At 61.3% G+C, this 12,633-nt stretch carries 13 protein-coding genes and 1 tRNA gene; 11 read left to right on the top strand and 3 right to left on the bottom strand.

Translation table 11 applies throughout. The annotated features are described in order from the left end of the window. The first annotated feature begins 43 nt into the window (after positions 1-43). Both VII69_01505 and VII69_01500 read left to right on the top strand, forming a co-directional pair. Positions 44-574: a hypothetical protein gene (locus tag VII69_01505; GenBank protein ID HEY5093771.1), complete on the top strand. Its 531-nt coding sequence runs from the start codon at positions 44-46 to the stop codon at positions 572-574. 106 nt (positions 575-680) lie between these two features. Continuing rightward, complete coding sequence (locus tag VII69_01500; protein ID HEY5093770.1) at positions 681-2,153, top strand: HAMP domain-containing sensor histidine kinase; 1,473 nt, start codon at positions 681-683, stop codon at positions 2,151-2,153. Here the strand turns inward: VII69_01500 and VII69_01495 are convergent. Continuing rightward, complete coding sequence (locus VII69_01495; GenBank protein ID HEY5093769.1) at positions 2,150-4,126, bottom strand: serine hydrolase; 1,977 nt, start codon at positions 4,124-4,126, stop codon at positions 2,150-2,152. The two genes, VII69_01500 and VII69_01495, sit on opposite strands and share 4 nt — an antisense overlap. Positions 4,127-4,246: 120 nt before the next feature. Here VII69_01495 and VII69_01490 point away from each other — a divergent pair, with 120 nt between their 5' ends. Together VII69_01490 and VII69_01485 are read left to right on the top strand one after the other, a co-directional pair. Continuing rightward, positions 4,247-4,903 (top strand): hypothetical protein, encoded by a 657-nt coding sequence (locus VII69_01490; protein HEY5093768.1) that lies wholly within the window; start codon positions 4,247-4,249, stop codon positions 4,901-4,903. Then, on the top strand, positions 4,900-5,319 hold the full coding sequence (locus VII69_01485) for a VOC family protein (protein HEY5093767.1): 420 nt from the start codon (positions 4,900-4,902) through the stop codon (positions 5,317-5,319). Before VII69_01490 ends, VII69_01485 begins: the two co-directional genes overlap by 4 nt. Here the strand turns inward: VII69_01485 and VII69_01480 are convergent. Further along, entirely contained in the window at positions 5,316-6,011 is a 696-nt protein-coding gene (locus VII69_01480) for a response regulator transcription factor (GenBank protein ID HEY5093766.1), read from the bottom strand. The genes VII69_01485 and VII69_01480 overlap by 4 nt on opposite strands. Before the next feature lie 113 nt (positions 6,012-6,124). On the opposite strand from VII69_01480, the gene VII69_01475 reads away from it, so the two are divergent. From VII69_01475 to VII69_01465, 3 genes are all read left to right on the top strand, one after another. Continuing rightward, positions 6,125-6,886, top strand: a complete 762-nt coding sequence (locus VII69_01475) for a hypothetical protein (GenBank protein ID HEY5093765.1) — start codon at positions 6,125-6,127, stop codon at positions 6,884-6,886. Between the two features lie 179 nt (positions 6,887-7,065). Next, a complete protein-coding gene (locus VII69_01470; protein ID HEY5093764.1) occupies positions 7,066-8,460 on the top strand; it encodes a cyclopropane-fatty-acyl-phospholipid synthase family protein in 1,395 nt (464 codons plus the stop codon). Positions 8,461-8,479: 19 nt separating this feature from the next. Beyond that, positions 8,480-8,629 carry a hypothetical protein gene (locus VII69_01465; GenBank protein HEY5093763.1) on the top strand — a complete coding sequence of 50 codons (150 nt, stop codon included), beginning with the start codon at positions 8,480-8,482 and terminating at the stop codon, positions 8,627-8,629. 8 nt (positions 8,630-8,637) lie between these two features. Here VII69_01465 and VII69_01460 read toward each other — a convergent pair whose 3' ends face one another. Further along, positions 8,638-10,206 (bottom strand): hypothetical protein, encoded by a 1,569-nt coding sequence (locus VII69_01460; GenBank protein HEY5093762.1) that lies wholly within the window; start codon positions 10,204-10,206, stop codon positions 8,638-8,640. Positions 10,207-10,411: 205 nt separating this feature from the next. Between VII69_01460 and VII69_01455 the strand changes: the two genes are divergently transcribed. The 4 genes from VII69_01455 to VII69_01440 all read left to right on the top strand — a co-directional run. After that, positions 10,412-10,576: a hypothetical protein gene (locus VII69_01455; protein HEY5093761.1), complete on the top strand. Its 165-nt coding sequence runs from the start codon at positions 10,412-10,414 to the stop codon at positions 10,574-10,576. Continuing rightward, the gene (locus tag VII69_01450) at positions 10,576-11,463 is read left to right on the top strand and encodes a PhzF family phenazine biosynthesis protein (GenBank protein HEY5093760.1); all 888 of its coding nucleotides are present in this window, start codon (positions 10,576-10,578) and stop codon (positions 11,461-11,463) included. The genes VII69_01455 and VII69_01450 overlap by 1 nt, the downstream gene beginning before the upstream one ends. A 48-nt stretch (positions 11,464-11,511) precedes the next feature. Beyond that, positions 11,512-11,584 (top strand) — tRNA-Gly (locus VII69_01445). 134 nt (positions 11,585-11,718) lie between these two features. Further along, on the top strand, positions 11,719-12,633 hold a 915-nt coding region (locus tag VII69_01440), incomplete at its 3' end, for a hypothetical protein (protein ID HEY5093759.1).

Raw genomic sequence — 12,633 nt, 5'->3', positions numbered from 1 at the left:
CATTTCTATGGCCCCTCTAAACACGTCGCCCTATACTCATGGCATGAAACACATCATCCCGGCAATGCTCGCCGTTGCCCTCACAGCGCTGCCCCTCGGAGCGTACGCAGGCGAGGCCTACGCTCCAAATCCTGCGATGGCGCAGATGGAAACCCAGATGCATACGCTATCCGTGCAGGCGCGCACGGCGGTGCTCCAAGCCATCACACCGCAGCACCGCCAATTGCTCGCACAGGTCGTCGGCGGTCTGGCCATCGCGCCCAATCCCGACTTCGCCGCCGCGAGCAAACAACTCGATGCCGCGCTCAGCCAACAAGAGTCGCAGAACGTGCTGCGCATCTCCTCACAATTCCATCAACAAATGCATGCGCTTATGCAAGCGAACATACAGCAAATGGAGCGAAATAATCCGAACGGTCCTGGCGGACCCAACGCCCAAGTTCAAACCAAAGTCCGCACCGACGGCGAAGGCCGCCCGCCAATGGATGCCGGATCGATATTGCTGATGCTCGCCCAGCCAGGCATGGGGATGATGCATCACGTCATGATCGATAGGACATCGGTCACCCACTGACCCGTCGACTCGCAGCGCTTCTCGGGCGGCCACGGGTAGCCGTGGCCGCTCTAGGAAGGTCACTCGTTCGAACGCTTGAAATCCATTCTCACATGATGTGCCGTCCATGAATCCACTCATCAACCGCATGACGCGCCTGCTGTGCGCGTTCTTCGTCGTTTGGGTGTTGATCGCGGCCACTGTTTCCGCGCTCTACCTCAACCATGCCATCGTAGCCGCGCGAATGGATGACGCCGTGCTGTCCTCGACGGCAAGCGACGTCGTGCGAGCCGCATTCGACTTGCGGTTTCAGGGCGTCGATGAAAATCACGTCCTGACCAAGCTCGCGCCGCAGCTTTCGCGGCCGATGGTCGCGATCACGCTGTTCGACAATTCGAGCCGGCGCGTCGCCGGCGATCCTGTGCCGCAAGAGCTGATCCCCGAACACACGATGATCATGCGCGGCAGCGTGAACGTTCGTCAGTTCAGGAAAACTTCCGGAAGCCCACCCCCCGGAGCGCCGCCGCCGGATATGGTGCGCGGTTTCATCTTGGCAGGCCCGCCGATGATGGATGGCGGCCCGCCATTTCCGTTCGGTCCGATCACCTCGGCCACGGTTCACATCCCCGGCGGCTTTGCCGTTATCCGGCTGGTCGCGTCGCAGACGGCGGACCTTCTCCGCAATTATCTCTTCATGATCGGCGCGCTCGTCTTGCTCGCGGTCTTTATCGCGTGGTTCGGTTTGAGCCGCATCGTGCGCCGCGAGCTCGGTCCCACGATTTCGGTTGAGAACGCGCTGATCCGGTGGGGAGCCGGCGACTACGCTCGCCTCGAACTTGTCGATACGGAAAAATCCGGCCGCTCCGTGGTGGACGCGTACAATTCCGCCGCCGATCAAGTAAGCTCGGCGCTGAAGCGTCAGACCGAGGCCGAGACCAACATGCGCCAGTTCGTCGCGGAAGCCGGTCACGAGCTTCGCACGCCGTTGACGGTGATCTTGGGGTTCCTCGATGTTCTCCGTCAGGGCGCCGTCAAAGAATATGCGCTCGCGCAGCGCATCTTAGAATCCATGACCATCGAAGGCGAACGGATGCGCGCGCTCATCGGCAAGCTTTTGCTGTTGGCTCGTCTGGACGCCGTCGCGCCGGAACGAAGCGAGTCGGTGGATGTCGCCGCGATCGTGCGCGAAGTCGTCGATTCCTTCCGCGCGATCGCGGGCCGGTCGAAGCTCGAATTCAGCACGGCCGGGGACGCCCGGGCGCAAGCCGCGCCGAACGAGCTTCGCGAACTCATCGGCAATCTGTTGGACAATGCGATCAAGTATGCGCCCGGATCCACCACGAAGGCGGCGGTGCGCCGCATCAACGGAAGCGTTGAAGTGGAAGTGGCCGACGATGGTCCCGGCATGGACTACGCACTGCGCAGCCGCGCGTTCGACCGCTTCTCGCGCGGCGAAGACCGCGGCAATATCCCAGGCTCGGGCCTTGGCCTCGCCATCGTCAAGCGCATCGTCGACCGCGCCGGCGGCGAAATCGAACTGGACACCGCGCCCGGCCGGGGCGTGCGCGTGTTGGTCAAACTTCCCGTCGCGCAATCCTAAGTCTTCACCGCGGGAATATCGCGCCCGTTTTGATGCAGCACGAGGTCTTTTATCTTTCCATTCGCATCGCGCTCGAACGAAATGCGCGCATCCACTATTTTATAGTAGAACTCGTCTTTCGCTGAGGCGTACACCGGGCTTGCCGGCTGGCCGGTCAATTGGACCAACAACCGGTCGCCGTCGCGCGTCACGGTGAACGCTAGTGCCGGCGACGCGCTATAAGTGCCGACGTAACCGTCCAGCGTGGCGCTATCGAGCGCAACGACCGGCGGAAACGATGGTTGGGCAAGCGGCACTCCCGGCTTCGCCGCAATCAGGTCACGTCCGTTTTGGTGCAGTACTAACTTGATGACTTTGCCGCTCGCGTCGCGCTGGAAGTCGATCCGGGCGTCGACTATCTTGTAGTAGAAAGAATCCTTTGCAGACTCGTAGACCGGTGCCGCTTCTTGACCTGTCACCCGCACCATGAGCTGCAAGTCCGCCCGGGTCACCGTGAACACGAGACCCTGGCCCGTATCGTACGTGCCGACGTATTCGTCAAGAGCGTTAGCATTCAGCGGTTGAGGCGTGGACGCCGGCTCAGGCGACGCAGGCGCGGATGATGGCGCCGCCGTCGGCGTGGTCGCGACCGCGCTCGTTCGGGTGGCGTTTACGACGTGCCCGTTTTGATGCAGCGCCAAAGCGGACACATTGCCATCCGCGGACCTCGAAAAAGCGATGTTCGCATCGACGGCCCGAAAATAGAAAGCATCCTGCGCCGACGCGTACATCCGGACCTGCGGCTGATCTGCAAGCTGGGTGGTCAGCGAATTGCCCACATGCCGGATTGAAAAGGTAAGACCATCGGTCTTGTCTTCATACATGCCCACATACGATTCGAGCGTCGCGCTTGCGACCTGAACCGCGGGTGGAAAGCTGGCCGTCGCAACCGGGAACTTCGGATCGATGACGTGGACTGCCACATCGTCGACCGGAGCGCCGCCGTTCGTCAATACGACAGTCCCCTTGGTGTGATCGGGAGATATGGCGACCGAAGCGTGGTAGCCGGCGGTGTCACCGCCATGGTGGACGATCGCCTCAAGATCGCCCGACCACCACACGAGGCCGATATGATTGCCGGGCGGGAACGTGGCCCGCGGCTTCTGCGCGAAGAGGCAAGCTTGGGCGAGCGGTCCTTGGCCCATGTTGCAGCGGACGTACTTGAGCATGTCGGCGACGGTCGAGCGGATCGCCCCGGCGGGCGCGATGGCTTCGAAGTTCCAGGGCGCCACTGCGTCGTCATCCGCGTCGTGGCCGGCGGCAAAGCGCGTCGCTTCGGATGGCGTGAGGGATATTGCTGTTTCAGTCATCCCAAGCGGACCGAGCACGCGAGACTGCAACAGTTGGGCGTACGACATGTGCGCACGATTCGCGAGCGCGTCGCCGAGCAGGGCGACGCCGAGATTCGAATATTCGAAACTCTTACCGGGGTCGCGCGGCAACCGATACGTGTTCAAAAACGCGTACAAGTCGGCGGCGGAATAGTGCGCGTACGGATCCGGTCCTTCCGGATCCATATTCGTGGGTAGTCGCGGCAATCCGGAGTGCTGCGTGGCCAAATTGAGAAGTGTTATCTGCTTGCCGTTTCGGGTTGGAACGCGAACGCCGGCGGGAAGATACTTCGCCACGGGATCGTCAAGCTTGACGCTTCCGTCCAGAACCATGGTGGACAGGATGGTGGCGGTGAACGTCTTGGTGACCGAACCTAGCTCGAACAGCGTGTGGGAATCCAAGGCCCGCGTGGTGCCGCTCGAACCGGCTTGATACATCCTCACGCCGTTGTGGTCGATGACTCCGACGATTATTCCGACGCCGGACGAACTCGAGACTCGTTGATCGAGCAAGGCTTGAACGCCGGTCGTGCCCGCAATGGATGCGATGGGGACGACGGACAAAACAAAAATCGCGAACACCGAAAATAGTAATCTATTCATGGCTCGTTGATTCGGCCTGGTCCGGTCCCGCCCTCTGCGCGGCAGGAATCGGCGGGTCGAATGCGCACCTTGGTCGCCAGGGTCAAGGGATAGCTTGCAATGCGTCTGCGAGGATCAGCGATGAACAAGTCCACTCTCTGTCTGGTAGCCGCATACGCGGCATTCAGCATTGCTGCGTGCTCGTCGAATTCATCTTCGCAAAGCGGCGCGAACGCGCCGTCGAATCAGTCGACCGCGCAGACCGGCTCCGGCGGTGGGTCTGGAACGACGCTTGCGGCGCGCGGCGCGGAAGTCGATGCCGTCGTACAGCAAGAACTGAACTCGGCAACCAACAAGCAAGGCGCTGCCTTCACGATGGCCGAGAAGGATACGTTCTTCCATAAAAACCCGGCGCTGAACGGCGCGGTGATCGACGGGCACGTCGAAAACATTTCGGCTGCAAGCCCGACGCACAAAGCGACGATGACCGTCGTCTTCGACGACGTTCGTCTAGCAGACGGATCGACTGCGCCCATCCACGCCGCGATCGTCTCGATGGGGACATTCGAGCCCAAAGGCCACACGCTTCGTAACATCGGCATCGTGGTCGGTTCGGCGGTCGCGGGGCATATGCTCGCGAAGAAGACCGGAAGTCACATGGGAACGCTCGTCGGGGCAGCGGCCGGCGTGGCGCTGGCGTCAAGTCTGAAATCGAACATCGATGTCAAATCGGGTACGCTCGTTCGGCTTCGCCTGCTCGACGATCTCACCACGACGCCCGTGCCGGCTTCTCCGTGACGGTGCAAAGCGCCGGTCAAACAATTTTCCCGACGGCCCGATACGTCGATGCTCGAGCGGCGATCGACTGGCTCACGCGGGCATTTGCCGCGGAGCCGCACGTGGTCTACGACGCGCCGGACGGCACCGTGGCCCATGCCGAGATAGCGATCGCGGGCAATCTGATCATGATCGGCAACAGCCGCGACGACGGCTTTGCCGTCCGTTCGCCGAAGGAAGTCAACGCCGTCACCAGTTCATTTTACGTCGCGCTGCCCGACGCCGCCGCGATCGATGCTCTCCACGTCCGCGCCTGCGCAGCCGGCGCGCGGATCACCGACCCTCCGCATGACACCGATTACGGATCTCACGATTTCGCAGCGCTCGATCTCGAAGGGCATCCGTGGACCTTTGGGACGTACAGACCAGAGGCTTAGGCTTGCCCCGCTCTCATGCTGTAGCCGGCGCCGCGAATGGTATGGATCAGCTTCACCGCGTGGCCGGCGTCTATTTTTCCGCGTAAGTACGAAACGTAGGTCTCGACGACGCCGGTGTCGCCATCGAAGTCGTGTCCCCACGCCAAGTCGAGAAGCTGTTCTTTGCTGAAGACGCGGCGCGGCTCGCGCGCAAGCGTCACGAGCAATGAATACTCGCGATTCGTGAGCGAGACAATCGTGTCGCCGCGCCGCACCTCGCGCGTGTTCAAATTCACGACGAGGTCGGCGAACGAAATGCGCTCGTCCGGCTGCAGCACCGGCCTTCGTAAAGCTGCGTTGATCCGCGCGACGAGTTCGTTCAACGCAAACGGCTTGGCCAGATAATCGTCGGCGCCAAGTTCGAGGCCGGTGACGCGGTCGTCCACATCGCCTTTGGCCGTCAGCATGATGATCGGCGCCTGGGTGCGGCGGCGGACTTGCGGCAACAGAGCGAATCCGTCGGCGTATGGCAGCATCACGTCGAGCAGCACCACGTCGGGCTGCCACTCATCGATCTCGGTTCCGATCGTGCGCCCATCAGGCAGACAGCGCACCCCAAAACCTTTGCGCTCGAGGCCGATTTGGAGCATTTCGCGGATGCGCTTCTCGTCGTCGATGACGAGGATCTTGGCGCCGGCAGTGAGGTTTTTCATTCGATCCGCATTTCCAGATTATGGTACGCCCCGCCCCTGGGACTAGGCTGTGGGCGGCCATTCTCCTCGTAAACGTGCTGTAACTTAAGATGGATTCCGCAAGTATCACCACCATGGCAACACGTTTGGCCAACCGAGTCTCTTGCATTCGCGGGCCTCATGGAGTCGCTGCTCTGGCGATCATGCTGGCCATGTTCGCGGTCGCACCGGCCGCACGGGCGGACGATCCGCAGCCCCTCGCTTACCAGCACGCGTTGGCCAACGGCCAGCCGGTCTTCCTAGACGTCAACGACGACATCAAAGCCGATTTGCGCGTCGACGCCTGGGATAAAAGCAGTGTCGACATAACCGTTGCCGCATCCGGCCATTACGCAGACAGCGTCCGGCTCAACGGCTCTATGGAGAACGGCACGCTAGCCATGCACGTGATCGCCTCGCCGTCACCACAAAAGGGTTTCTTTGGTTGGTTGGGATTCTACCGGCCCTACGCGAGGGTAGAAATGCACGTGCCGCGCGGCGTGTCGCTATCGGTCCACGTGATCAATGGCCCGATCGTCATCGACGACGTGACCGGGCCGCTCCGGGTGACGCTTGTCAACGGGCCTATCTCTGTGCGAGGCGCCGGTACCGTGTTGTATCTCGCAACGACCAACGGTCCAGTCGCGGCTTACATCGCGAAAATCACGGCTCAGCCGGACATCACGATCAGCACGACAAACGGCCCCATCGATGTCATCGTACCTAAAGGCTTCAAAGCCAACGTGCACGCATCGACGGTGCTCGGACCGGTCAAGAACGACCTGGAGGATAACAGCGGCCCGGGCACAGTCTCGCTCGAGACCGTCAACGGTCCGGTCACAATCGGCCCTGGGTAAGCTCGCCGGCCCTCGGTAAACTCGCATCTTCACCGATTGCCGCCAACAACAGGCCCTTCGGGCCCCGGTGATACCTTAATCCTCGCGATAATTGGAATGGAACGAGGCGGGCCTCTGACGAAGAGCGCTCCAGTCGCTAGTATTCCCAGTGACTAGCGAAGAGCGAAAGGATGCTGCCCATGGCCCGCCTCGACGTCACCTCGGAGATCAAACAGACCTCAGCCCCGGCCGCCGGCTCTCGGCCCACCGCTGTCCCTGGCCGCTTCCAGGCGGTTCAGGATCTCTTCGGCAAGCTGTTCAACGGTGTCGCCGCGTCGCCCGACGTGGTCCTGGCGGGCGGGGTTTCGCTGCATCGAGGCTCGTCGCCGCGCGCGACCATCATCTTGATGCACTCCGGCGTCATTCGCGAATTATTGATGACCGGCTCGGACATCGGCGTGGCAGAAGCGTACATCCGCGGCGAAATCTCGGTTGACGGTGATCTCGAGAGCGCAATCGACGCGCTCGCCGTCGCTCGCAGGATCCGCACTCCGCGGGAATGGTTTGAAATCGTCCGGATCGCTTCGCGCATTTCGACCGCACCGCAAGCCGCCGACCGTTCGAATCGTGCCGACGCGCCCCGTCGCCAAGCCGCGCGCCTCACCGGCCGCCGGCACTCTCGCGAACGGGATCGCGCGGCCGTCGAATACCACTACAACGTCTCAAACGAATTCTATTCGTTGTGGCTCGACGGGAACATGACGTACTCTTGTGCATATTTCCGCTCGCCGAGCGATTCGCTCGACGCCGCGCAGCTCCAAAAATACGACCTCATCGCGCGCAAGCTCCGCGTCGGTGCGGGCGAGCGCGTTCTGGACATCGGCTGCGGTTGGGGCGGACTCATCCGCTTTCTCGCTCGCGAATACGGCGCCCAAGCCGTCGGCATCACGTTGAGCTCGCGACAAGCAGAATACGCGCGGCAACGCGTCGCGCGCGAAGGGTTGGAGAAGGCGTGTGCGGTTGAGTTGCTCGACTATCGCGACTTGTCCACGCTCGGTGCGTTCGACAAGATCGCAAGCGTCGGCATGGTGGAACACGTCGGCTCCGGAAATCTCGCCGCATACTTCAATTCGGCGCACGGGGTGCTCGCGCCGGGCGGCTTATTCCTCAATCACGGCATCGTCAGCCAGACGCCGGTCCCCACCGGATTGCGCGGCGTCATCGCCCGGATCGTGCCCGCCCGGTCGGGCTTCATCGAGCGCTATGTATTTCCGGAAAGCGACTTGCTGCGCCTAGACGTGGCATCGGCAGCAGCAGAGCGCGCCGGATTTGAGTTGTTGGACGCCGAGAACTTGCGCCCGCACTATCAACGCACGCTGCAACACTGGGTCCGCCGCCTTGAAGACAACCAGACTGAAGCTCGGCGCATCGTGGGGGACGAGACGTACAACACGTGGCGGCTTTACATGGCGGGCTCGGCCCAAGGCTTTGGTTCCGGCCGGCTGGGCGTCGTGCAAATGCTGTTGGCGAAGCGCGAAGCAGACGGGTCCCATCGCGCCCCGCATACGCGCGACGACATTTACGCCTCCACCTGATCGGTGCGCTGAATAGGCGATGAAGCTCGACGTCGTCGCGTTGCGCCGTAAGTTGATGACGGTCGGCATCACCGTGACCGATGTGACGTACCCGGACTACATGCCGAACGGAGAGATCGGCGTGGTGGATCCCGACGGGTACTGCGTGCTCATCGGTCAGTTGCGATAAGCCGGATTTTAGAAATAATCCTTTAAATTCAGCGGCTCTCCGACCCACACTCTGTCCAGCGACGCCTGCACGTATTGGGCATCGTTATCCCGCCCTTGATCACGCAACGCCTGCGCCAAGCCGAACAGCGATCGCGGGTTGAGCGGATTGCGAATAAGATCGTCTCTGAACACGCGCTCCGCGGCCGCCGCATCGCCGCTTGCGAGTAGCGCGGCGCCTAAAGTTTCCCGCGCTGGGCCAAGCCAATCCGGCGGCTCGATGTAGTAGAAGGTATCCTGTGCAGCCACCGCGTCGCGCAGCATCGCGAGCGCACCGGTATGATCTCCTGCGGCCCACGCCAGCTTAGCGCCGAGCAGGTTTTCGGCTACTCCCAGAATTTCATGCGAGCCGTTGTAGAACCCAGTTATGCCGGGTACCTTGAGAGAGGCGTACGCCTGACGAACGACGTCGAGTTCCGTTTGCGCTTCGTCGACGCGTCCGGTCGACGCGAGCGCCATTCCGCGTGCGAAATGCCAGACTGGAATCCGCAACGGTTCGAACTCGGATGGCTTGGGTTGGGCGACGGCCAGCACATCGGCCCACCGGGCGAACCGGACGTCGACAAATAACTGCGGTTCGATGACGTCTTGAGACACCAAGTCGGCCGCCGCTTTCGACGCTGCACTGTAGTCGCCGTTCATCGCGCCTGCGCTCGCCAAGAAGAAGAGGTCATGACCGAAATAATAACCACCTTCGACGTCGTTCTCGTGCTGCAAGTACATCCGGTCATGCATCGTCGCGTGCGAATTCGCCGCGACCGCTCCCGCATAGTCTCCGACGCGCATCAGGGTGTGCGCGGGCATGTGGACGAGATGTGCCGCAGCCGGCTCGAAATTCATCTTGCCCAAACGCATCGCGCTTATGAGCGCGCGGCCGGGCTGCAGCGATGCCTCGGTCGCGTGGATGTAGAAATGATTCGCCCCGATGTGCAGCGGTTCGCGCGCCAGTGCGCCCTCGAGCGTCGCAACAATTTCGGCCGTCCCCTGTACAGGCGCTCCGGCAACTGTGTACAGGGCCCATGGACGCAGATCCATCGCGCTCTCGGCGAATAGCGCGGCGGCGTCGTTGTCGTCGGGGTACGCATGCGAAAGGGCACGCATCGCCTGGCAGTACGCGTTGTCAAGCGCGGTCAAATCCTGCTTGGCCTTCGTTGAATACCGAACCGCGGCCGCACCGATGAACGCGCGCTCTTCGGGTGTGGCGCGCGACTGAGCTAGAGCGCGGGCTTTTGCGATCGCCGCCACCGCAGCTTTTTCTCCGGCCGCTTCGATGGGAACGTTGATGTTGCGGCCGTATGACATCGCCACGCCCCACCACGCCATCGCAAGACCCGGATCGGACTTCGCCGCCCGCTGGAACGCTTGGCGCGAAGCCGTGCGATTGAACGCGTAGAGCAGCGTCAAGCCTTGGTCGAAGTAGCCTTGCGCTTGTGCATTCGTCGTGGATACGGGATGATGCACCCGAGCGAACTCCGCACCTTGGGCCAAAATGGTCGAAGTCAACGCCGATAAGACGATGACCAATGCTATGCATCTCATCGTACGACAATTGGAACGCGCGGCTGGCCAATCCTGCCGTCCTCGTTGCCGCAGGTCAAGATCGAACAAGGGTACTTCAAAACGGGAACGCAAATCGGTTCGCGAGAGGTGCGAAATGGATATCTTCAAACGCAAGTGCCCCCGCTGCCTAAAGGCTGTCCCTTTTCGGGCCGGCGAGGAACGCGCTGGCGGAACGCACCGCATCGTGACGGTGGCGTGCACGTCGTGCGAGACGGTCATCGGCGTCTTGCCGTACATGAATGCGTTCGCCGACAAACGGGAACTGGGATCGGTCGTACGCGCGGTGGTGAAAACGCAAGTAAACTCCGCGGTGAAGCGGCTCAAACAGGCCCGGAAGAAGAAGAAGTAGTGGAATTTGTCTATCACGTCGTCGACGTCTTTACGCAGACGCTGCTCGAGGGCAACGCGCTCGCGGTGTTCCCCGATGGCCGGCAACTGCAAGACAAGACGATGCAGGACATCGCGCGCGAATTCAATCTGTCGGAGACTGCTTTCGTCGTTCCCTCGACTCGAAAAGAGTGCGCGGCTCGGATCCGGATCTTCACGCCGAATTACGAGATGCTCTTCGCCGGTCATCCCACGATCGGCAGTTCGTACGTCATCCAGCAAACCGGCCTCATTCCCAAAGGCGAGCCGGCATTCGCGTTAGAGGAAAAGGTCGGCAAGGTCGATGTGCGTATCGAAGCCGGCCCGGACCCGATGATCTGGCTGCAGACACCGACGATCACCAAGGGGAGCAGCTACGCTCGCGCCGATTGCGCGATCGCGCTCGAGTTGAGCGAAGCCGATTTGATACCGGGCGTACCGTGCGAACTGTGGACCGCGGGCAATCCGAACATCTTCGTGGCCGTACGCGACAAAGCGGCCGTCGACCGCGCATGGGTCGATCCGGTGAAGTTCCGGGCGTTGAGCCCGCCGGCCGACGGGCTCAATTGCCTATTCGTGTTCGCGCCGACGCCAGAGGGCGCGTACTCGAGGATGTTCGCGCCTGAGCACGGGATCATTGAAGATCCGGCCACAGGCAGCGCGACTGGGCCGCTCGCGGCGTTCATGATGGCACACGGACTTGCGTCGCGCGCCGATGGAACTCGATTTGTCAGCGAACAAGGGACTAAGATGGGCCGTCGCAGCTTTCTGCACGCGTTCGTGCACGGCGAAAACGGAGCGGACGGTATCGAGGTCGGCGGCCACGTGACTCCGCTCGCGCGCGCGACGATGAGCCTCGATCGTTTTTGAATCGGAGCCGAGGGAATGGTTGGTCCAAGTAGAAATATCTAGCCGCGAGCGGGAGTAGCTCAATTGGTAGAGCATCAGCTTCCCAAGCTGAGGGTTGCGGGTTCGAGACCCGTCTCCCGCTCACTGAATTTAATCGTCGAAAGCCCGATATATCGGGCTTTGCGCGTCTCTCCGGACCTGCTCTAGATTTCGTCACCGTTGTACAGCAGAAGTACAGCAGACAGAGCGAACGGAGGCACATTTTGCCATGGCGGGTTGCCGCTGATCTGGGGCGAACCCGGAGCGGACCACCAGTCAAACAGGGAGGCGGCCATGCGCCATCTATTTTATCGGACAATAGTTCAATTAGTCAGCGCAGCGACTTCGATTGCGATTCTCGCTGGGTGTTCAAGCGGATCTGTAATTGCGGCGAAACCCGCAAACCTACAAAGCGATCATGTTTCGCCGGCGAGCCGCAATCTTGGCATCGCGCTCGCAAACGGAATTCTCAATGTTAATACTCAAACCGGTCGACGGGTAGCGAGTTTCTATGCCTGCCCTGCGACGGGTTTGCTCAAGTACGTATCCGACTTCGGCAATCATGTAATCTACGTCTACTCGGGAGTGTTCCACGGCCAGCGCCCATGTGGTCAGATTACATCGAAGTTGAACGGCCAGTACGGATTGTACGTGGACCCCACGCGCGACGATCTCTACGTTGCGAACACTCAAGCAGGCAACGTGCTCGTATATCACCGAGGCCGACTTAGGCCGTACAATACCTACACAGATCCAACTCCCGGTAGCGAATATCCGGTCGATGTTGCAGTTGCCAATGACGGGACGGTCATTGCTACCAATGGTATACAGCCGGCCGGCCCCGCAACGGGGTCGATTTCAACTTGGTTGCCAGGACCTAACGGCGGCACGTTCGTCGGTAATTTCCTGATGATCAACGACATCCAGGGCGGATTCCTGACCATCCAATCAGATGACACCGTTTACTTCGACGACCTCGATTCAAATACAAATGAAGGCGCTCTGTGGTCGGTGTCCTGCCCGGCCGGCGCGTGCGGAGCCCAAAGCCAAATATCGGGTGTCTCATTTCTTTACCCCGGAGGCTTAGCGTCGGATTCAACGGACGATTTATTGGCAGTCAACTCTGACACGAAGGGACTTAATTCCACGGCC

Source organism: Candidatus Eremiobacteraceae bacterium (genome assembly GCA_036511855.1).
Classification (GTDB): domain Bacteria; phylum Vulcanimicrobiota; class Vulcanimicrobiia; order Eremiobacterales; family Eremiobacteraceae; genus JABCYQ01.
This window is presented reverse-complemented; position numbering and strand designations above follow the sequence as displayed.